Origin of the sequence: Rhodoferax ferrireducens T118, from assembly GCF_000013605.1 — a bacterium.
Classification (GTDB): Bacteria; Pseudomonadota; Gammaproteobacteria; order Burkholderiales; family Burkholderiaceae_C; genus Rhodoferax; species Rhodoferax ferrireducens.
The window spans coordinates 3,699,649-3,719,977 of record NC_007908.1; the positions used below are offsets into that span (position 1 = coordinate 3,699,649).

17 protein-coding genes are annotated in these 20,329 nt (G+C 58.9%); 7 read left to right on the forward strand and 10 right to left on the reverse strand.

Annotated elements, in window-relative coordinates; genetic code table 11:
* Positions 1-5: 5 nt before the first annotated feature.
* The 10 genes from RFER_RS16870 to ffh all read right to left on the reverse strand — a co-directional run bounded on the left by RFER_RS16870 (position 6) and on the right by ffh (position 10,852).
* The gene (locus RFER_RS16870) at positions 6-530 is read right to left on the reverse strand and encodes a hypothetical protein (RefSeq protein ID WP_011465605.1); all 525 of its coding nucleotides are present in this window, start codon (positions 528-530) and stop codon (positions 6-8) included.
* A complete protein-coding gene (locus RFER_RS16875) occupies positions 527-1,180 on the reverse strand; it encodes a hypothetical protein (protein WP_011465606.1) in 654 nt (217 codons plus the stop codon). Before RFER_RS16875 ends, RFER_RS16870 begins: the two co-directional genes overlap by 4 nt.
* A complete protein-coding gene (locus tag RFER_RS16880; protein ID WP_011465607.1) occupies positions 1,177-1,866 on the reverse strand; it encodes a PilN domain-containing protein in 690 nt (229 codons plus the stop codon). The genes RFER_RS16875 and RFER_RS16880 overlap by 4 nt, the downstream gene beginning before the upstream one ends.
* Before the next feature lie 68 nt (positions 1,867-1,934).
* Positions 1,935-3,032 (reverse strand): hypothetical protein, encoded by a 1,098-nt coding sequence (locus RFER_RS16885; RefSeq protein ID WP_011465608.1) that lies wholly within the window; start codon positions 3,030-3,032, stop codon positions 1,935-1,937.
* Between the two features lie 158 nt (positions 3,033-3,190).
* Positions 3,191-6,799 carry a DUF6701 domain-containing protein gene (locus RFER_RS16890; protein ID WP_011465609.1) on the reverse strand — a complete coding sequence of 1,203 codons (3,609 nt, stop codon included), beginning with the start codon at positions 6,797-6,799 and terminating at the stop codon, positions 3,191-3,193.
* A 180-nt stretch (positions 6,800-6,979) separates the two neighbouring features.
* Positions 6,980-7,399 (reverse strand): hypothetical protein, encoded by a 420-nt coding sequence (locus tag RFER_RS16895; RefSeq protein WP_011465610.1) that lies wholly within the window; start codon positions 7,397-7,399, stop codon positions 6,980-6,982.
* Positions 7,396-8,247 (reverse strand): PulJ/GspJ family protein, encoded by an 852-nt coding sequence (locus RFER_RS16900; RefSeq protein ID WP_011465611.1) that lies wholly within the window; start codon positions 8,245-8,247, stop codon positions 7,396-7,398. Before RFER_RS16900 ends, RFER_RS16895 begins: the two co-directional genes overlap by 4 nt.
* The gene (locus RFER_RS16905) at positions 8,244-8,735 is read right to left on the reverse strand and encodes a type IV pilus modification PilV family protein (protein WP_011465612.1); all 492 of its coding nucleotides are present in this window, start codon (positions 8,733-8,735) and stop codon (positions 8,244-8,246) included. The genes RFER_RS16900 and RFER_RS16905 overlap by 4 nt, the downstream gene beginning before the upstream one ends.
* Entirely contained in the window at positions 8,728-9,276 is a 549-nt protein-coding gene (locus tag RFER_RS23090) for a pilus assembly FimT family protein (RefSeq protein ID WP_011465613.1), read from the reverse strand. The genes RFER_RS16905 and RFER_RS23090 overlap by 8 nt, the downstream gene beginning before the upstream one ends.
* A gap of 211 nt (positions 9,277-9,487) precedes the next feature.
* Complete coding sequence (gene ffh, locus RFER_RS16915; protein ID WP_011465614.1) at positions 9,488-10,852, reverse strand: signal recognition particle protein; 1,365 nt, start codon at positions 10,850-10,852, stop codon at positions 9,488-9,490.
* A 77-nt stretch (positions 10,853-10,929) separates the two neighbouring features.
* Here ffh and RFER_RS16920 point away from each other — a divergent pair, with 77 nt between their 5' ends.
* The 7 genes from RFER_RS16920 (at position 10,930) to RFER_RS16950 (ending at position 20,203) form a co-directional block, all read left to right on the forward strand.
* Positions 10,930-11,733 (forward strand): cytochrome C assembly family protein, encoded by an 804-nt coding sequence (locus RFER_RS16920; protein ID WP_011465615.1) that lies wholly within the window; start codon positions 10,930-10,932, stop codon positions 11,731-11,733.
* Positions 11,730-11,957 (forward strand): PP0621 family protein, encoded by a 228-nt coding sequence (locus tag RFER_RS16925; protein WP_041790910.1) that lies wholly within the window; start codon positions 11,730-11,732, stop codon positions 11,955-11,957. Before RFER_RS16920 ends, RFER_RS16925 begins: the two co-directional genes overlap by 4 nt.
* Positions 11,958-13,712 (forward strand): sensor histidine kinase, encoded by a 1,755-nt coding sequence (locus RFER_RS16930; RefSeq protein WP_011465616.1) that lies wholly within the window; start codon positions 11,958-11,960, stop codon positions 13,710-13,712.
* Positions 13,691-15,142 (forward strand): sigma-54-dependent transcriptional regulator, encoded by a 1,452-nt coding sequence (locus tag RFER_RS16935; protein WP_011465617.1) that lies wholly within the window; start codon positions 13,691-13,693, stop codon positions 15,140-15,142. Before RFER_RS16930 ends, RFER_RS16935 begins: the two co-directional genes overlap by 22 nt.
* Positions 15,129-15,740 (forward strand): 1,6-anhydro-N-acetylmuramyl-L-alanine amidase AmpD, encoded by a 612-nt coding sequence (gene ampD, locus RFER_RS16940; protein WP_011465618.1) that lies wholly within the window; start codon positions 15,129-15,131, stop codon positions 15,738-15,740. The genes RFER_RS16935 and ampD overlap by 14 nt, the downstream gene beginning before the upstream one ends.
* Before the next feature lie 236 nt (positions 15,741-15,976).
* Positions 15,977-18,862, forward strand: a complete 2,886-nt coding sequence (locus RFER_RS16945; protein ID WP_244095893.1) for a ribonucleoside-diphosphate reductase subunit alpha — start codon at positions 15,977-15,979, stop codon at positions 18,860-18,862.
* A gap of 138 nt (positions 18,863-19,000) precedes the next feature.
* Positions 19,001-20,203 (forward strand): ribonucleotide-diphosphate reductase subunit beta, encoded by a 1,203-nt coding sequence (locus tag RFER_RS16950; protein WP_011465620.1) that lies wholly within the window; start codon positions 19,001-19,003, stop codon positions 20,201-20,203.
* The last annotated feature ends 126 nt before the right edge of the window (positions 20,204-20,329 follow it).

Below are 20,329 nucleotides of genomic sequence, written 5' to 3' on the forward strand. Positions count from 1 at the left end.
AGACCTCAGGGTCGAACGCCGACGCAAGGGGCGACTGAGGGCGATGTAGTCGGGGAACCGGATTTATCTGAAATTTGTTTTGACTGGCGTGCCCTGGCTGCCTTTGACGTCCCGGATGCCGCGCTCGCTTTGAGCGCCGGGCGCCTGTTCGATCCGTCCGGTGCGTAGCCAACGCTCAGCGCGGGCGCTGCCGCCGCGCGCCGCTCAATGCCGGCAAAGAGGGGCACCTTGCGCAGCACACCGCTTTCGCGCAACCAGACTTCGGTCTCCGAAATGCGCTCAATGCGCGCCTGGCCCAGCTTTTCACCCGGCGCATAAAGACGTGTGCCCACCGCCAGATACGAGCGCCCGTTGCGCACAATCACAGCCGTGGCACTTGAATCAAAGCTGAAGATGCTTGCGGCAGCGGGCGCACCAGCCACACCCGCCTCGGCTGGCGGCAGCGTCGGGTCACGCAGGCTTTGGGCACCGGCCGTGACGAACGCGGCCCCTAGCAAAACACCTATCAAGCAGTGCAGCGAACGCGTCATGGCTGCACCTCCAGCAAAAACAATTGCAATGTGAGCTCCGGCGGTAACTTGTCGCTTTTGAGCGTCATGACACCCCAACGCACCTGCGGCATCTCGTTTTCCAGCGTCTGAACGTATTGCGTCAAATCAGGGTAAGCGCCCGACACCGTCAGTTCGATGCCCTGGCGCGTCAGCCCAGGCGGCAGTGCCGCCGTGCCAGCGGTTTGCCCGGGCTGGCTGCTGCTCACCTCAGGCGCCACGGCCGAAGTGCGCACCAGCGTCAACCCGGCATGACGACGCAACAAATGGTTCAGCGCCTGCGCCAGTGGCGTGGCCCGGGCGGTGCCCGGCAACACCTCTTTGATGGTCTGGTTGACTGAATCAAGTTGCATCTTGACGGCAGCAATTTCGTCGCGCGCTGCCCGGCCGACATCCGCGGGCTGGGCCACCGTTTTCAACTCATCACGCGCTCGCTGCAAATCAGCACTTTGTTTCTCGAACCGCTGCGTCAATTGCCTGTGCGCCAACTGCGCTGGCGACAACCAGAGCACATCGGCCAGCGCCATGCAGCTCGCTATAACGGCCAGGAACAAAAACACCCGCTCGCGCAGACTCAAGGCGTTGATGCGCCCGGACTGCACGCCCCACCAGGCCTTCCACCAAAGCTTCATGGTTTGACCCCCGTTTGCGGGGCTGGCTTGCCCAGCGCGCTGACCAGGCTGAATGACCACATCGGTCGCGCCGCAGAAGCGCTGGCCGAGACCGCCGCAGGCACTGCCGTGCCAGCCAGGGTTTTCAGCACCGCGGCGCTGGCATGCTCCACCTTGACGGTTGACAACTTTTGTCCTTCCAGCAGCGGGCTGGCTGCCAGCTTGCCGACCCAGTCATTGAGTGCCGCGGGCTCCAGCGTAAAGCCAGTGAGCGCCAGTTGATTGTCATCGGCCTTCAGCTCCGTGACCCACACTTGCGCCGGGATGCTGCGCGCCACCAACTGCAGGCGTGCCGCATGGCCCCAGCCAGGTCGAAACAAACCGCGCTGCAGCGCTTCCATCAAACTCTGGCGTTGCTGCAAATCAAGCTTGTGGCCCTGCAACTGCTGCGCCAAGGCGGCTTCCAGCGGGCCTGTGCCAAGCTTGCCCTGCTTGATGGCAACCTGCAAGCTCTCCAGCTCTTGCGACTGGGTTGCCAGCGTCTTTTTGAAACCTTCGCTGGCGGCGTTCAGACTCCAGACCCAATAGGCGCACAGACCGCCCCCCAACAGCACAAACACCGCCAAGGCCTGCGCCATGGTTTGCGCCGAAAAGTAACGCTTTTGCGTCAACAGAATCGGGGTACAGAGGTTGATTTGCTGGGGCATGAGAGAAATTGGGGATAAGGTGGCTGCGGGCGTCTGCTTAATCGTAGGGTGAATCCGGGCTGGCCCCGTCAGAGCTTGCGACTCTCGGTGCGCATCAAGACACCCAGCAAAGGCAAGCACAACGCCTGGCCATCCGCGGTCGCGTCCTCTCCACCTGGAAACCAGGCCGTTACATCCAGCGCGACCACCGCCTGCCCCAACTGCGCTGTCAACCACTGGGCCAGTTCCTCACTGCGCGCGCCGGCATAAACGCGCAGGCCATTGAGCGGCATGCTCGACCACGTGCGATCCCACACATCCAGCGAACGCTGCACCTCGATCAAAAAGCGTTGTGCCGACGCATCGTGCATGCTCACACCGGACGGCGCCGAGCGGTCATAGAGCTGGGTGCCCGCATAGTCATGACCAAACGCGCCCCGTTGTCCGTTGTAGTCCGGCACGTAATCCTCCACCGGGGTAAAGGGTGCAGCATCAGGCGCATCAGCGACCGATACCCCACTACCCTGCTCCCACGCGGCGTCAAAAAAATCCTCCGGCAAATCAAAACTGCGCGAGTAAAACAGCTCTTCATTGGCACTGATGGTGAGCACCGCCTTTTGCCCATTCACCAACACCAAGGCCGCGTTGGCCCGCTCGGCACGGCCATCGCGCGCGGCCAGCGCATTTTGCAGATTGCGCTGCGCGGTTTCCTGAATGTCGATCACGGACACCGACCAATGCATGCTGTCACCCAAGTCAAGCACCTCGCGCACCACCGCATTGGTCGCGGCGACCACAAACAGATGCCCCTTGCCTTTTTGCTGATCGTCACCCACCCGCATCACATCCAGCGTGACGTCGTCAATATGCGTATGAATCATGTCCCGAATCTGGTAACGGGCCGCCGAACGCAACTCTTCAGGCGGCACAGCGGGGGTGTCGATCTGCAACAACTGGTACTGCTCGGGCCGCAACATGATGCGAGCCTCAAACCCCCTCAGGCCCAAGGCCTGCAGGCGCTGCACAAATGCCTCGGTGCTGTCGGTACCTTGACGCTCGACGCCCAACTTGAGAACGTCATAAGTGCCGTCCTGGCGCGCTCGTGCCAGCACGTAGGCCAGCGTATGACCCGACCAGGAGACGACCAGTTGATCGCCAGAACTTTTGCGTTGCCAAGGCCAGCGCATGGTCAGGCGGGCTTCTGCCAGAGAGGCTTTGATATGTAAGACTTTGTTTCAAGCATAAGGGGGAAGAATACACGAAGCCATTTTGCTCTTATTTTAATAGCTAACTACGAAGATAACACGGGGGCTAGAGCCATAAGACATATAAAGAAGTGCCACTTTTAATAGTTTTCACGGCGGTAGATCAGGGGTGATTTGTAGATGCCAAAGGTGGCGCGGGCACTCGGGTTGACATTGGCGGAACCAGTCCAGGGGTATTGCAGCCAGGAATCAACCGTGGCCGTGATGTTAATGGAGCCCACATGCGTTGCGCCGGGTGCTCTGAGCCACAGGTTGAAGTTGCCGGCAAAACCAGCCACGCCGTTGCTGTCGGTGCCTGTCACACCAGTCTCCAGATAGCGGCGGTTGATCTGTGTTGGCGTCAAAGCGACAGCGCAGCCCATGCCGCTGTTGTTGCCAGGCTCCAGCACACAGGTGTTGCTTGTGATGTTGGGGGCAGCGACTGGTGCAAAAAACAAAGCCGCGTTGGTACATGAGTCCGAGGTGTTGACGCTCCAAGCATTGCCAGGAGCAGTGCCTGCCAAATATTCAGCACGGAACACGACCGGCAAATCAAGCAACTCCGAGCCGTAGGCATTGAACATGCGTGCCCGGCCGTAACGCATGGAGATACCGGTTGGACTCAGCGTCTGCGGCAAGGCAGGCAAGGAGCTCGTCGCGTTAACCTCGCTTTCAAGCACTGCCGTCACGACCAGCGGGATCGCGCTGGTGTAGGGCCCAATCAATGCATTGGCGTTGCGGGTGTAGGTGAATTGATCGCTCGCGTTGAGCGTGTAGGTGATTATTCCGCTGCTGTTAGCAAGCGTGCCGACACCCATCGCAGGAATTGCCAGCAGATCGGTCTTGGTCACGCCATCCCTGCCCGGTTGGGTGGCATCGGCCGTGGGTGAGGTGATTGACACTCCCGAGGCCACCAGCTTCTGGAAGATGCCCTGATAGTTCTGCGTGACGGCGCCGCCAGTCGCAGCGTTCATCGGTTTGATGGTCAACGAGGGCGCAGTGCCGTAGCCCATGGCCTGCCCGGTGTAGGTAAAGCCGCCTGCCGGGCACGCCGCCGCCATGGTTCCGTTCGAGTTGATGCTGACATCAAAGTGATGCGGTATGAACCGCCCAAAAATGGCGTCGGTGGCCAGCCCGAAGTTGCAGCCGTATTTTCCGCTTGCGTTTTTAACGTTTGAGTAATTGCCAGCCACACAGTCGCCCTTGGTGCTGATACTGTCAACCCCGGTCCAGGTGGCGTCGAACACACCACGCGCTGACGTATCGTCGCTGACACCGTAACCAGCCAACTTGAATAGGCCAACTTCACTGTAGGTTGAGCTGTTGGTTGAAACACCCAACACCGCAGCAGCCAAGGTCGTACCCGCTGAGAGGCTGCCGGCCAGCCAGGTGCCGACACCCATCGGACTGGTGTCAATGCTGCCAATAGTTGGTGTACCGGTATAACCCGTGTTCGCCGCCGACACGTTGACGGTGAACGGGTCTGTGCCAGCCCTGAAGACCGGCGTGCCACCAGAGGTGGTGGCAGTCGCCGTGGTTGCCAGCGTGAGCGCGTTTGGCCGTACCGAGAACGAGTCGGTTGAACACGCCGAGCTTGTGCCATCACTGATGATGGCCAGCAGTTTTTTATAGGCCGAATTGATGGTGAAACTGGACGACTGTTTCTGACCTTTGTCAGGCGCGCCAGAAGCGAAGGTCAGTGTTTGCGTGCCACCAGTGACCGCAGGCTTGCCGGTGCAGGTGCTGGTACACGACAGCGTGCAGTCCTTGCTCGTGTCTGCCAGACTATCGCTGTTATCCACCAGTTTGACGGTCACTGACTTGCTGCCGCCATACGCATAAGTGGTCACGATCTGACTGTTGGTCAGCGCGGCCACGTTGAGCTTGAAGGGAGTGCCCGCCAGCTTGGTATAGATGTGGCCACTCAGATAGTTCTGTACCGCCACGCCGGGCGGCGTGCCATAGGCTTCATCGACAGCGTTGAAACCACTGGCGGTGCCACCACCTGGCGGCAACATCGACGAGGCGCAGATACGCAAACCACCAATCTCGTGGATATTGGTGGAGCCACCGGTAGAGCCCGTGAAGGAAATTTGCCAGTTGGCCGGAACCGGTGCCTGAGTGAATCCATTCGTAGTGGCGGCGCTGTATACGTTTGGAATATTGATAAGAGAAGAATACCCACTTCCGGTGTCGCGATTGACAGCGACGGCCGTGCTCGTCGGTTCGTTACGTGCATCCACGATGACCTGGTAGTAGTAGCCCCGTGAGGCCGAGGTGGACGTGCGGTCGTCAATGTTGGGGATCAAGCTGGGGGTGCCGCCAAGAAAACGATAACCGGTCTGGCCAGCGCCGGAACCGCGCGCGCCGACCGATTGCACGGTGAAACCCGGTCCGCCCAGACGCCCCTCGTTCGTATTTTGGTAGTTGCCGTACTCGTCCAGCCCCACACCCAGCCAGCCTCCAGCGAACCCATCATGGATCCCTGTTTCCTGCGCATAACCCAACGAACCGCCGTAGGCCCCCGGCACGGCGGGGACCGAATAATCGGAAAGCGTCACCGCGATCCCGTCGGCACCCGTACCGTTGTAGGCGTATTGCTGAAACTCGACCGAAATGTAATTGCCAGCCGCGGGGAAGATGCCCGGCACGGTGGCGGCCTTGGCGTTGTTGCCGGTATTGTTGGTCAAGCGCAGATAGCCGGGATTCACGATGCTCGGCAGGATGCCGGTGCTGTCACTGGTGGAGACGAGCCAGTTTGAGCTGAAGATGGTGGATGGATTCAGGCTGGCACGCGCGAAGGTGTCGCACTGGCAAGACACAGTCACACCTGCAGGAATATTTGACGGTGGCGAACAAAACGGTCCGGAAATCGTATAGACCTGTCCAGCAAAGGGCATCGCCGTCGTCACCGCCGCACTGATGCCGGCGACATTCACCATGTTCAAGCCCAGCGTGCCGGCGCCGGTGCCAGTTCCCGTCGTCGCATTGACCGTCCAGGTGGTACCAGAACCTGCCACCGAAGTGATCGCTGCGCCAGTCACACCACCCGTCGGAGCAAGCCCAAAATTGCCTGTACTTACCCCGGTCACGCTGGTGCTGAACACGACCGTCCAGGCCACTACAGCACCGGCCGTTGTCGGGCTGGCGCTCGCCCTGTTGATGGAATCAACCGTTGACGAGTTGCAACTGTGCATCACGTTGCCATTGGGAAGCGTCAATGTGTAGTCCGCCGGACAGGTGGAAGCCAGATTGATCGTCCCGGTCACATTATTGGTCACAGTCACATTGCCAGCAAGCGTGAGCAGGGTGCTTCCAAACGACAAGTTGTAGAAAGTCACATTGCCGGTAATGGTCTGGGCCGCCCCGGTGAGTGCCACCGTGCCGCCATTTGCCGCGAACGTGCCATTGTTGGTGAAGTTGCCAGTCAGGCTTAGCGTGTCGCCGCCATTTCCCCGCAAGGTACCGCCTGCGTTGATGGTGACATTGGCTACGGCGAGCGTATTGGCGTCCACCTTAATGTTGTAGCCGTTCGCAATGACAACATTGCTGCCGGCTGGCGGCCCGGACGAGCCATTTTCACAAGGGTCAGACGGCGTCCAGTTGTTGTCTTTCCAATCACCACTGCCGTTGCTGGTGCAGGTGACTGCCATCGCTTGGCCCGCCAGCAGCACGAACACCATAAAAATGACTTTGACAATAATCTTCATACGGCCTGCCTGCTGGTTATTTGCCGCGTGAACCGGATTCGCAACGGACTGCAATGAATTGCCATGACTTTTAAACGATCTGAATGCTATCTATTTGATATCTTCTTGCGCATTATCCACGGGGGCTAGAGGCGGTTTTGGCGTATTTTTTATCCTTCGCAGTCGCTACTTCTACTGAGCTCATCTTTCCATGGAGGCAGACAGGCTGCGCTCAATGTAGCCGATGCTGCCAACCGCGGCGCCGTTGGATGCGACGGAGGTGAACTGGTAAATGGACCTGGTTGCTGAAGCTTCTGTGTAGTCCGCGCGGCTGCAGGTCACGGTCACGCTAAAGCCGCCATCAAAGGTCGTTGACAAGGTGGTTGGCGAGGGCGTCGGCAAAATCGGACAAGCTGAGGTCGCAACGACCGTACCGATGCCGAACTCCAGCCCGGCGCGCGCTGCCCAATAGGCCCGAGAGCCTTGAATATCCTGCGCCGAAGTGAGCTGCTGGGTGTTGGAAAAAGTCAGCATAAAGCCGCCCAGCGCGGCCAGGATTACCACCAGAAAGATGGCGGCGATAGCGGCAAAGCCGCGCTGCGCTTGTTGGATGCGACTCATGGCGTGTTGCTCACATGCACTTCGTGCTGCAGGCTGACGGTTTCGCCGCTGTCGGTCAGTTGCAGGGTCATGCGAATGAGAGCGTTGCGTTGCAGGTCGGAGCCGCTGTAGTCGAAGTTGCATGAGCTGACATTGCGGGCCAGGATGGGGCCAGTAGCGGGACAACTGGTAGCGGCAGCGGCCGCAAAAGTGCTGATCGTGCGATGCAAGTCCCCACCGCTGCATACAAATGACACGACATTTTCGGCGCCGGACACCACGTGAAAGCGGTTGCTGCCTGAGGCCAACGGAAACTGCGTGCTGGCAATGGGAATGGTCGTCTCAGGGGGAGCGCCAGCCTCGCTCAGGGGGTTTGATCCACCAACTACGGCACGATTGATCTTGCCCGTGAGCTGGTAGGCATCCGAATCGGGAATGCCCAGGTTGTAAACCACAATCACATCACCCGCCAGAATTCGCTGATCTGCTGGCAAAGCAACATTGCTGCCCAACATATGGAAGGTCGTGTCAGCGGCAGTGAAATCCAAACTGGTGTTGTCACCCGCCGCCATGTTTTCGGCCCGGTAGCGGGCACCGGTCTTGGTCGGTACGAATTCGACGCACTGATTGGCTGGCGTGGTAGTCGGCGTGCGAATGCTGTTGGGCAGCGCCCTTTGAATATCGCGCGTCATGCGCCGCACCGTGGTATCGGCCGTATCGGTTAGCGCCGCGCGCCGGGCACTGGCAAAGTAGGCGTCAATCGGGCTTTTCATGAAGACCGACACGATACCGCCGATCACGCCCATGATGACGATCACCATGATCAGTTCGACCAGGGTAAAGCCGCGCTGACAAGAAGGAGGTTTCATGGCAGTGGACATGACGGCGACAAATCACAAGTCCGGTAGCCCGTGAGGCTGACGGCATTGCCGGTCGGGTCGGTTACCGACACGGTGACCCTTAGTGCAGCAACGCCGGTCAAATCGGTGCTGGATGCCACCGTCACGGGGGAAATGTTGTAGCTCGCCAGACCCGGCATCACGGTGCCCAATACATCCACGATGCCGCTCGTGGTGTTGTAGCCGCTGTAATCTGTGACGCAATCAAACAGCTTGCGGCTTCCACCGGCCGAAAATCCCAACGCGGTGCTGCCGGTTGGTTTGGCATAGTCCTTCAGCAAAATCTCTTCCAGCAAGGACTCGGCAATGGCGATCGTCTGCTTGCGCACCATCGGGTCGGCGCTGGACTTGACCACGGTGTTCATCACCGAAAGAATGCCCGCCAGCCCGGCGCTCACCACCACGATGAAGATGATGAGCTCGATCAGCGTGAAGCCATGTTGGCGTGAGCTAGTCATGAACATAGCCGGTAACTGCTTCGACAAAAACGTTCGATGCATTGTTGATCTGGATGACGGTTTGGGTACCCAACAAGACGCCAGCCGTGCTCATCGGCTGCCCCAGTCCATTGAAGTTGAAATTGCCAGGCAATCCGTTGTAACTTGCCCCATGGTCGGTGGCCGGGATAGTGGCCGGACTTTCTCCCCGAGGTCCGATCAGCGGCAATGCCGGACTACAAGTGGGAGTGGGCGTGGTGGGAGTGGGGGCATTTGAGGCAATGCTCAGCGTTGCGGAACTGGCCGTTGGGAAACTCACACACACCGTGCGCCGCTGCGCCACCGCCGTCTTCTGCGCATAACGCAGCAGCCCCAACGTCTCGTCATGAAACCCGCGCGCATAAAAATCATCGCTGTTGAAGATACGTGGAGCCGCAAACACCGCCAGCACCCCCAGCATCACCATCACCATGATCAGCTCGATCAACGTGAAACCACGCTGACGCATGCCAGCGCGGCCTGACCAACGCATTGCTTCGGACGGGTTGAGCTCAATCTTCATGACTCTCGAAGTTTATAAATGCTATGCAATTAATAGCAAATTATTCAGTATACACGGGGGCTAGAGCCATAAAATGTATAAATATTGTGCTTTATTGGGGGCAGGCTTGTTCGCTTCGCGTCACTGCGGTGTGTCCCACGCTCCTAGAGTGTTGGGGACAGAGCAAGCTCACTCGCTTCGCTCCTGTAGCCTTGGTCCGTCCCACAATGTCTCAGAACGGCATCTTCGGCATGCCCTTCATGCCGCCCATGCGCTTCATCATTTTCATCATGCCGCCGCCCTTCATCTTTTTCATCATGTCCTGCATCTGCTCGAACTCCTTGAGCATGCGGTTGACTTCCTGCACCTGCACGCCCGCGCCAGCGGCAATGCGGCGTTTGCGGGTGGCCTTGATGAGCTCGGGTTTGCGCCGCTCCAGCGGCGTCATGCTGTGGATGATGCCTTGCTTGCGCTGAATGTCTTTTTCAACCCGGCCCATGTCCATTTGACCGGCTTTCGCGGCCATGGAGGCGGGTAACTTGTCCATCAGACTGGACAGGCCCCCCATCTGCTTCATTTGCTGAATCTGGGCCAGAAAGTCATTTAAATCAAAACCGCCGCCGCTTTTGACCTTGGCCGCCAGCTTTTGCGCTGCGGCCATATCGACACCGGAGGTGACCTGCTCCACCAGCGCCAGAATGTCGCCCATGCCCAGGATGCGCCCGGCGTGGCGCTCGGCGTCAAACACTTCCAGGCCGTCGAGCTTTTCGCTGGTACCGGCAAACTTGATCGGTGCGCCGGTGACCTGGCGCACCGACAGCGCCGCGCCGCCGCGTGAATCACCGTCGAGCTTGGTCAGGATGATGCCGGTCAAGGGCAACGCGTCTTTAAATGCCTTGGCCGTGTTGACCGCATCCTGGCCCTGCATGGCGTCGACCACAAACAGGGTTTCCACCGGGTTCAGGGCCGCATGCAGGGCCTTGATTTCCTGCATCAGCGCTTCATCAATGGCCAGGCGACCGGCCGTGTCCACCAGCAGCACGTCAAAGAAATGTTTGCGCGCATAGTCCAGCGCCGCCAGCGCAATGGCCACCGGTTTTTGATCCGGCGAGCTGGGAAACCACTCGGCACCGGCCTGCGCCGTCACCATTTTTAACTGTTCAATCGCCGCCGGTCGGTAGACGTCGCCCGAGACCGTCAACACCTTCTTCTTGCGTTTTTCGATCAGGTGTTTGGCCAACTTGGCGGTGGTGGTGGTTTTGCCGGCACCTTGCAAGCCCGCCATCAAAATGACCGCCGGAGGTTGTGCGGCCAGATTGATGTCGCTCACGCCCTCGCCCATGGTGCTAGAGAGCTCCCGGTTGACAATACTGACCAGCGCCTGGCCCGGCGAAAGCGAGCCCAGCACGTCCTGGCCCAGCGCCTTTTCCTTGACGCGGGCAATAAAGTCGCGCACCACGGGCAAGGCCACGTCGGCCTCCAGCAGGGCCATGCGCACCTCACGCAGCATGTCGGTCACATTGGCTTCGGTGATGCGCGCCTGGCCTCGAATTTCTTTGACGAGGCGCGAGAGTTTGTCGGAGAGAGCGGAGGCCATATGGGGTATTCCGATTGACGGAACCTAGGTTGGGGGCCAGAAGACAAGGGCCGTATGCAAAACGCTAAACTGTAGCCATGATTTTAGCCAGTGCTTCCCCCTTGAGTCTGACGTTGGCGCTTGGCGCTGCTGTAGCCTATGGCGTGTCGGCCTTCGGCGCCGCCCGTCTGGGCACCGGTGTGGCACGGGCTGCAGTCAGGCTGGGCTGGCTTCTGCATGGCGTGATGTTGGCCTGGAGCCTGTTCGGTGAGGCGCCCCGCTTCGGCTTTGCGCCAGCTTTGTCAGTCACCGCCTGGCTGGTGGCCGCCGTCTACGCCATTGAGAGCCGTGTCTATCCACTGTTGCAAACGCGCTGGGCCCTGTCCACGCTCGGCGCCATCGTGGTGCTGCTGGCGGCCTTCTTCCCAGGTAATCTGTTGCATGCGAATGCCTCGCCCTGGCTGCCGGTGCACTGGGCGCTGGGCATCGCGTCTTATGGTCTATTTGGCACCGCCGTGGTGCACGCGTGGTTCATGAGCCGCAGCGAAGAGCGCATTCGCCTGGCGGCTGACGCCCACATCGGTATGCCGCTGCTGACCATGGAGCGCCTGACCTTCAGGTTCGTGAGTGCAGGTTTCTTGCTGCTGTCGGCAACCTTGGTACTGGGCCTCGTGTTTGAAAAGCAACTTTATGGTTCGGCGACGCCCCTGAAATGGGACCACAAGACGGCGTTTTCCGTGCTGTCGTGGCTGATCTTTGCCGTTTTACTTATTGGCCGCGCCCGATTTGGCTGGCGTGGCAAGCGCGCGGTACGGGTCTTGTATATCGGCGCCGGGTTTCTGCTGCTGGCTTACGTGGGCTCGCGCTTCGTCATGGAGATTGTGCTCGGACGCGCGCTATGAAGCTGTTACTTATCCTGGTGGTGGTGCTGGCAGGCGTCTGGCTGTGGCGCTCCAACCGGCAGTCTGACCCGCGCCTGCATCGTGAAAAAACAAAAGTTGAGCCACCGCCGCTGGACATGGTGCGCTGCAAACTGTGTTCTGTCCATTTTCCGGCAACCGATGGCGTTCAGGGCAAGAAGGGCTGGTACTGCAGCGCAGATCATCGCCAGCGCGCGGAGCCTTGAATGACCCCACCGCCAGACACACACTCCTGGTTTGGTCCTTCACTGCTTGAACCCGGCGTAGAAAAGGTCGACAAGCCCGAAGAATTTCAGCGGCTTTGGCGCGGCTTCATGACCGCCCGCGTCACTCTGGGTGTGGTGCTGATGTTGCTTCAAGGCAGCATCTATGTGTTGGGAGCCTCCAAAGACAGCGCCTTGCTCCTGATTTGTACCGGCTATTTCGCCGCTGCGCTGGCGGTGCGCCTGCTGGCGCATCCGCGCCAACTGGGGCGGACGTTTGACGTCCAGTGGATCAGCACAATTGGTGTTGATCTGCTGGCTTTTACCGCCCTGCAATGGGTGCAGGGCAGCAGCATCAACTACGCGCCCCTGTTCGCCCTGCCGATTCTGATGGCCTCCATTCTGGGCTCGCTGCTGGTGGCCATGGGCACGGCGGCGGGCGTGACCTTGTTGTTGTTTGGCTATGCCAGTTGGATGTCCATTCAAGCACCCGGGGAGATGGCCGCCCATTTTTTGCAGGCGGCGCTGACGGGTGCAGGCTGTTTTGTCATTTCGTTTCTGGCCAGCCAGATTGCGACCCGTCTGGTCAATGTTGAGCTGCGGGCGCAACGCAGCCAGTTGGCCGCGCGGGTACAGAGACGGGTCAACGAGCTGGTGATTGAATCTTTGACCGAAGGCATCCTGGTGGTCGATCGGCGCGGCATCGTGCGTGCCGCCAACCCGGCAGCCCGCCAGCTGCTGGGGTTTGGGCACAAGCCGGGGGATAGGTCTTTTAATCTCAACGCGATGATTGAATGGCAGTGCCTGGTTGATTTGATGCAGCGCAGTTTTTCCGGGCATGCCGCCCAGCAGGCCGATGTCACCATTCATCCGGCCGGTCAAGGTCCAAGGCATATACAGGTACGCACCCAGCTAACGGCCACGCAGGCAGGGGATGACGAGCGGCTGTGTGTCATGTTCGTCCAGGATCAGCGCGAGATGCAGGCGCGGATACGAACCGAAAAACTGGCCAGTATGGGCCGCATGTCCACTGCGGTGGCGCACGAAATTCGCAACCCGCTGGCAGCCATCACCCAGGCCAATGCGCTGCTCGACGAAGACCTGATCGACCCCAAACACAAACAGCTCACCCGGATGGTGCAGCAGAACGCCAAACGGCTGGAGAAAATTGTGGAAGACATTCTCAATGTCTCCCGCGTGCAGCAGCTTGAAAGTGTCAACTCAACGCCGGCACTGGACTTGAAGGAATCGGTCGAAAGAATTTGTCGTGACTGGCAAAACCAGACAGCCAGCGAGCACCTGCTCAGCGTCCAACTGCCCCCCGGCTTGATCGAGGTGAAGTTTGAGTCCGAGCATCTGCGCCGGATTCTGGTCAACCTGCTTGACAATGCACGGCGCTACGCAAGTCACCAACTTAACGCGATTCAGGTATCGGTCAGACCGACGACCCTTGAGCATTGCACTCTGAGTGTGTGGAGCGACGGCCAGCCCATGGATCAATCGGTGGAGCGCCATCTGTTTGAACCATTTTTTTCGTCAGAAAGCCGCTCCAGCGGCCTGGGCCTTTATATTTGCCGGGAGTTGTGCGAGGGGCATGGTGCCACTATTGCCTACGACCGGACCCGGCGAACCATGACTGGCAAGCCTGTTGATGGCAATGAGTTCCTGGTGACCTTGCGGACTCGGTCCGCAACGAGCAGCGCCCAGATGACCCACAAGCACACACCGGACACACCATGGCATCAAACACAACGCTGAGCAATGCCCGGATTCTGGTCGTCGATGACGAGCCCGACTTGCGCACGCTGTACGAGTTGACACTGTTGCGCGAGGGTTACAGGGTGGAAACAGCCGGCAACCTGGCTGAGGCCTTGCAGCATCTGGGCGAGCGCCGCTTTGACGTTGTGATTACCGACATGCGCCTGCCTGATGGTCTGGGCCTGGAACTGATCCAGCAACTGCGGGCGCAACAGCGCCCGGAGCGATGCGTCGTCATCACAGCCTATGGCTCGGCAGAAAATGCCGTCGAGTCACTCAAGACGGGCGCGTTTGACTATCTGACCAAGCCGGTTGATCTCAAGCAGTTTCGATCCGTCATCGCCTCTGCCGTGCAAGACCCGGCTCCGCGGCCAACCGCGGTCGGTCGCGCCGGCTCGCCACTCCCTGAGAGCAGCGATGCCGTGTTGCAGCGGCTGGTGGGGGAATCAGACAGCATGAGGCGGGTCAAGGAGCGCATCGTCAAGGTGGCACGCAGCATGGCACCCGTGTTGGTGCATGGCGAGTCCGGCACCGGCAAGGAACTGGTGGCGCGTGCCATTCATGCCAACAGTCACCGCACCGGCAGCGCCTGGGTCGCGGTGAACTGCAGCGCGATTCCCGAGAGTCTGCTCGAAGCCGAATTTTTTGGCTCAAAGAAAGGCGCCTACACAGGATCAACCCAGGACCGCGTTGGCTTCTTCCAGGCCGCAAGCGGTGGCACCTTGTTTCTCGATGAAATTGGCGACCTGCCCCTGTCGATGCAGTCAAAGTTGCTGCGGGCCATCCAGGAGCGTTGTATCCGCCCGATCGGGTCGTCCCAGGAAGAACCGGTCGATGTCCGCATCATCAGCGCCACGCACAAAGACCTGAGTCTGGAAGTGTTGGCGGGCCGCTTTCGGCAGGATTTGTATTACCGTCTGGATGTCATTGAAATTGAGATTGCACCATTGCGCGAACGCCGGGAAGACTTGCCTGCGCTGTGCCAGACCTTGCTGCGCCGGATCGCGTTTGAGGCGGGCATTCCGGTGCCGACACTCTCCAAAGCGGGACTTGAACAGCTCTCCCAAGACCCGCTGCCCGGCAACGTGCGCGAGCTGGAGAATCTGTTGCAGCGCGCCGTCGCCTTGAGTGACGGCGATGAACTCCAGCTTGAACTCACCGCTCGGCAGCCGCTGACCCAGGACGCCTCTTTTCTGGATAGCGGCCCGACACCGCTGGACGATGATCAAACCACCATCCCCAGCGACTTGCAAAGCCATCTCGACACTCAGGAACGCGACATCCTGATTCAGGCTCTGCGTGAAACCGGCTTCAATCGCACCGCCGCAGCGGCCCGGCTCGGTTTGAGCCAGCGCCAAATGGGTTATCGCATTGCCAGATTGAATATTGTTACCCCGCACAGCGGCGAATTGTCCGATGAGTCCCTTTAAGGCACAGGACGATTCGCCGCTTTGGCGCGAGGGTTGGTACCAATTTGCGGGTCGACTGACCTCACCCAATTACGGCCCCCGGCCGAGTCAGGCCGAGATTGACCTGATCGTGCTGCATTGCATCAGTCTGCCCCCTGGCCAGTATGGCGGTGACGAGGTACAGCGCCTGTTTACCAACCAGCTGGACTGGAACGCACATCCCTACTTCAAACGGATCGAGGGCATGCAGGTGTCGTCCCACTTTTACATCCGTCGCCAGGGTGAACTGCAGCAGTTTGTCAGTTGCGACCAGCGCGCCTGGCATGCGGGCGTGTCGAGTTACCGGGGACGCAGCGATTGCAATAACAACGCCATTGGCATCGAGCTGGAGGGGGTTGACGACGCCCCCTTCGATGAACGTCAATACGAAACACTGGTGAGCCTGTGCGCGGCCATTCTCCAACGCTACCCCATCACACAGGTTGCCGGACACGAACATATCGCACCAGGACGGAAAACCGACCCGGGAAGTGGCTTCGACTGGGCCCTGCTGCAGCAGGCGTTGGGCTTGTCCTCCAAATTTTTCCCAGCCAGTGTTTTACTGAAAAGTCTTTGCTGATTATTGTCCTCAATTAAGTAGGGTCTTTTCACATGACCACTACCGGTAGTGGTTTATGATGACGTTACCCCTATATATAGTGTTCTGCAAAACCGAAGCAAACCTATATCTCGGGATCAGGTTCTGCCCACTGAGGCACCGCCCCCACCTAAAACACAGTGACAGACGAGGACAAAATGCAGACTGTTTCAAACCCATCACCCGCCCGCCACTCCGATGTTCCTGCCGTGCACCGTATGGACGGCATCGACGACACCGCGGCCCATTCACTGAGCCAGTACCAGATCATCCGCCGTAACGGCGCGGTGGTGCCTTTTGAGCCCAACAAGATCGCCGTTGCCATGATGAAGGCTTTTCTGGCGGTGCATGGCACACAAGGTGCCGCCTCGGCCAGCGTGCGTGAATCGGTCGACGGCTTGACGCAGGGTGTGATCCACGCCCTGATGCGCTCGCGTCCGGCCGGGGGCACGTTTCACATCGAGGATGTGCAGGACCAGGTGGAGCTGGGCTTGATGCGTGGTGGTCATCATGAAGTGGCTCGTGCCTATGTTCTGTATCGGGAAAAGCGCACGCAGGAGCGGGCCCAACAATTGATCGCCACAGCAGCCACAGCACCCCTGTTGCATGTCGTGGACAAGGGTGGGCGCATCGTGCTTGACCTGGCGCGCCTAAAAGGCATCATCGAGTCGGCCTGCGCCGGCTTGGGTGCCGACATCAAGCCTGAGCCGATCCTGGCAGAGACGATGCGCAACCTGTACGACGGCGTCCCGATGGAGGAGGTGTACAAGGCCTCCATCCTGGCTGCACGCACGCTGATCGAGAAGGACCCCGATTACACCTATGCCACCGCCCGTTTGTTGTTTCACACTATCGCCAACGAAGTCCTGGGCCGGGATGTGGTGCAGGCCGACATGGCACAAGCCTATGTCGATTACTTTCCCCAATTTATCAAAAAGGGAATTGACCACGAATTGCTCGACGAACGGCTGCAGCAGTTTGACCTGCAACGACTGGGAGCCGCGCTGAAGGCCGAACGCGATCTGAAGTTTGATTACCTGGGGCTGCAAACCCTGTACGACCGCTATTTTTTGCACGTGGGCAAGGCACGCATTGAATTGCCACAGGCTTTTTTCATGCGCGTGGCCATGGGTCTGTCGCTGGGCGAGATCGACCGCGAAGCGCGCGCCATCGAGTTCTACGAAGTCCTGTCTTCTTTCGATTTCATGTCCAGCACACCCACACTGTTCAACAGTGGCACCTTGCGCTCGCAGTTGTCGAGCTGCTATCTGACCACCGTGCCTGACGATCTGGACGGTATTTATGAGTCCATCAAAGAAAACGCCCTGCTGTCCAAGTTCGCGGGCGGCCTGGGCAACGACTGGACGCGGGTGCGGGCCCTCGGTGCGCACATCAAGGGCACCAACGGCGAATCGCAAGGCGTGGTTCCCTTCCTGAAAGTCGTCAACGACACGGCGGTGGCGGTCAATCAGGGCGGCAAGCGCAAAGGGGCGGTTTGCACCTATCTGGAAACCTGGCATCTCGACATTGAAGAGTTCCTGGAGTTGCGCAAAAACACCGGCGATGACCGCCGTCGCACCCATGACATGAACACGGCCAACTGGGTGCCCGACCTGTTCATGCGTCGTGTCATGGAAAAAGGCCAATGGACCCTGTTCTCGCCAAACAATGTGCCGGACCTGCACGACAAGTTTGGCGCCGACTTCGAAAAGGCCTACGTCGCTTACGAAGAAAAAGCAGCACGCGGCGAGATCAGGCCAGCGCGCACGGTGCAAGCGGCGGACCTGTGGCGAAAAATGCTCACCATGCTGTTTGAAACCGGCCATCCCTGGATCACGTTCAAGGACGCCTGCAATATCCGCTCGCCGCAACAGCATGTCGGGGTGGTTCACTCCAGCAACCTGTGCACCGAAATCACCCTCAATACCAGCGACACGGAGACGGCAGTCTGTAATCTGGGCTCGGTCAACTTGCTGCAACACCTGAAGAACGCTCCCGCAGGCTCGGCCGACGGCGCCAAAGTGCTCGATCATGCCAAGCTGCAAAAGACGATCACGACCGCCATGCGCATGCTCGACAACGTGATCGACATCAACTTCTACGCCGTGAAAAAGGCGCGTGACGCCAATATGCGGCATCGGCCGGTGGGCTTGGGGGTCATGGCGTTCCAGGACAGTCTGTATGAGCTGCGCATCCCCTACGCCAGCGATGCGGCCGTGGCATTTGCGGATACCTCCATGGAAGCCATCTGCTATTACGCCTATTGGGCGTCCACCGAGCTGGCGCGTGAACGGGGTCAGTACACCAGTTACAAGGGGTCTCTTTGGGACCAGGGCATTTTGCCGATCGACACGCTGGACATGCTGGCGCGCGAACGTGGTGGCTATGTGGAAGTGGACCGCTCTTCCACGCTGGATTGGGAAGCCCTGCGTAAAAAGATTGCCAAGGACGGCATGCGCAACTCCAACTGCACCGCCATCGCACCGACGGCCACCATCTCCAACATCATCGGTGTTGACGCCTCCATCGAACCCTGCTTTGGCAATCTGTCCGTCAAGTCCAACCTGTCGGGTGAATTCACCATCATCAACAGCTACCTGGTGCAGGACCTCAAGCGCCTGGGGCTTTGGGATGATGTCATGGTGATGGACCTCAAACACTTTGATGGTTCCTTGAATCCGATCGACCGGGTGCCGGCCGATGTCAAGGCCCTGTATGCCACCGCCTTTGAGATTGAAACACGCTGGCTGGTGGAAGCCGCCGCGCGTCGTCAAAAGTGGATTGACCAAGCCCAGTCTCTCAACATTTACATGGGCGGCGCCTCGGGCAAAAAGCTCGATGACACGTACAAGCTGGCCTGGATTCGCGGCTTGAAGACCACCTACTATCTGCGCACCATGTCGGCCACCCATGCAGAGAAATCAACCGTCACCGCCGGGCGCATGAATGCAGTGTCTTCAGGCAGTGAGTCGGCGCATGGCGGTGCCAGCATGAGTGCACTGGACGCTGCGGCGGCCACGGCAAGAATGCAGATGGCATCCGGCCCTGCAACCGACATCAAATTTTGCGGCGTTGACGATCCAACCTGCGAATCATGTCAATGAGGTTCATGCCCTCACCCTATCGTGGCGATGCGATGCGATGTTGCTGCGCCACACTCATCAACACAATAGCGCGACGATGTGAATGAATACTTTTCATTTCATTTCACTGCTCTCATAATCTGCTGATTGGAATCATCTATGTTGACCTGGGACGAAGAAGTCAAGCCCACACCGCCATTGCCTCATACACGCGGCTCATCCAGCAGCCGCTCGACGGAGCCGTCGCTGGCATCTGCCGAGGTTCACTCGCTGCATGATGGTGCGGCCCGTCCAGCCCTAGCCGTCACAGCGAACCAGCGCGGTGCAGCAGTTTCCATCAGCCCCCGCCGCGTCAATGCCGCTGACAAGCGAATCATCAATGGCAAGACCGACGTCAACCAGCTCGTTCCCTTCAAGTACAAGTGGGCTTGGGAGAAATATCTCTCCAGCTGCGCCAACCACTGGATGCCACAAGAAGTCAACATGACGCGTGACATTGCGCTGTGGAAAGATCCCAACGGGCTGACTGAAGACGAGCGTCGCATCATCAAACGCAATCTGGGTTTTTTCGTCACCGCAGACTCACTGGCGGCCAACAACATTGTGCTGGGCACCTATCGCCATATCACAGCGCCTGAGTGTCGGCAGTTCTTGTTGCGTCAGGCCTTTGAAGAAGCCATTCACACCCATGCTTATCAGTACATCGTGGAGTCTTTGGGTCTCGATGAAAGTGAAATCTTCAACGCCTACAACGAAGTCCAGTCCATCCGCGACAAAGACGAGTTTTTGATCCCCTTCATTGAAGCCATCATGGATCCGGCATTCAAAACCGGAACTCACGAGGCAGACCAGACCCTGTTGAAGTCGCTGATCGTGTTTGCCTGCCTGATGGAAGGGCTGTTTTTCTATGTTGGCTTTGCGCAAATTCTGGCTTTGGGGCGTCAAAATAAAATGACCGGAGCTGCCGAGCAGTACCAGTACATCCTGCGCGATGAGTCCATGCACTGCAACTTTGGCATTGACCTGATCAACCAGCTCAAGCTTGAAAACCCGCAGTTGTGGACATCAGAGTTCAAGGCTGAAATCAAGGCATTGTTCGAGCAGGCTGTCGAACTGGAATACCGCTACGCTGAAGACACCATGCCTCGCGGCGTGCTGGGTATGAATGCGTCCATGTTCAAAGGCTACTTGCGCTATATCGCCAACCGCCGCGCCACGCAGATCGGTCTCGAGACACTTTTCCCCAATGAAGAGAATCCGTTCCCGTGGATGAGCGAAATGATTGACCTCAAGAAAGAACGCAACTTTTTTGAGACCCGCGTGATTGAATATCAATCCGGTGGTGCGCTGTCCTGGGATTAATTTTAAGAAATGACAACAAAGATTTCACATCTTGCTGATTGCCCTCGTGAAGGCAACAGTAATTTGTGCACCCTGGTTCATAGTGCTGGGTTTGAGCCCAACATCATGCATCGCTTCATGCGCACT

Excerpts from the sequence above, each read along its gene's own strand:
- RFER_RS16870 (WP_011465605.1), bottom strand. The coding sequence starts at position 530 with ATGACGCGTTCGCTGCACTGCTTGATAGGTGTTTTGCTAGGGGCCGCG.
- RFER_RS16875 (WP_011465606.1), bottom strand. The coding sequence starts at position 1,180 with ATGAAGCTTTGGTGGAAGGCCTGGTGGGGCGTGCAGTCCGGGCGCATC.
- RFER_RS16880 (WP_011465607.1), bottom strand. The coding sequence starts at position 1,866 with ATGCCCCAGCAAATCAACCTCTGTACCCCGATTCTGTTGACGCAAAAG.
- RFER_RS16885 (WP_011465608.1), bottom strand. The coding sequence starts at position 3,032 with ATGCGCTGGCCTTGGCAACGCAAAAGTTCTGGCGATCAACTGGTCGTC.
- RFER_RS16890 (WP_011465609.1), bottom strand. The coding sequence starts at position 6,799 with ATGAAGATTATTGTCAAAGTCATTTTTATGGTGTTCGTGCTGCTGGCG.
- RFER_RS16895 (WP_011465610.1), bottom strand. The coding sequence starts at position 7,399 with ATGAGTCGCATCCAACAAGCGCAGCGCGGCTTTGCCGCTATCGCCGCC.
- RFER_RS16900 (WP_011465611.1), bottom strand. The coding sequence starts at position 8,247 with ATGAAACCTCCTTCTTGTCAGCGCGGCTTTACCCTGGTCGAACTGATC.
- RFER_RS16905 (WP_011465612.1), bottom strand. The coding sequence starts at position 8,735 with ATGACTAGCTCACGCCAACATGGCTTCACGCTGATCGAGCTCATCATC.
- RFER_RS23090 (WP_011465613.1), bottom strand. The coding sequence starts at position 9,276 with ATGAAGATTGAGCTCAACCCGTCCGAAGCAATGCGTTGGTCAGGCCGC.
- ffh (WP_011465614.1), bottom strand. The coding sequence starts at position 10,852 with ATGGCCTCCGCTCTCTCCGACAAACTCTCGCGCCTCGTCAAAGAAATT.
- RFER_RS16920 (WP_011465615.1), top strand. The coding sequence starts at position 10,930 with ATGATTTTAGCCAGTGCTTCCCCCTTGAGTCTGACGTTGGCGCTTGGC.
- RFER_RS16925 (WP_041790910.1), top strand. The coding sequence starts at position 11,730 with ATGAAGCTGTTACTTATCCTGGTGGTGGTGCTGGCAGGCGTCTGGCTG.
- RFER_RS16930 (WP_011465616.1), top strand. The coding sequence starts at position 11,958 with ATGACCCCACCGCCAGACACACACTCCTGGTTTGGTCCTTCACTGCTT.
- RFER_RS16935 (WP_011465617.1), top strand. The coding sequence starts at position 13,691 with ATGGCATCAAACACAACGCTGAGCAATGCCCGGATTCTGGTCGTCGAT.
- ampD (WP_011465618.1), top strand. The coding sequence starts at position 15,129 with ATGAGTCCCTTTAAGGCACAGGACGATTCGCCGCTTTGGCGCGAGGGT.
- RFER_RS16945 (WP_244095893.1), top strand. The coding sequence starts at position 15,977 with ATGGACGGCATCGACGACACCGCGGCCCATTCACTGAGCCAGTACCAG.
- RFER_RS16950 (WP_011465620.1), top strand. The coding sequence starts at position 19,001 with ATGTTGACCTGGGACGAAGAAGTCAAGCCCACACCGCCATTGCCTCAT.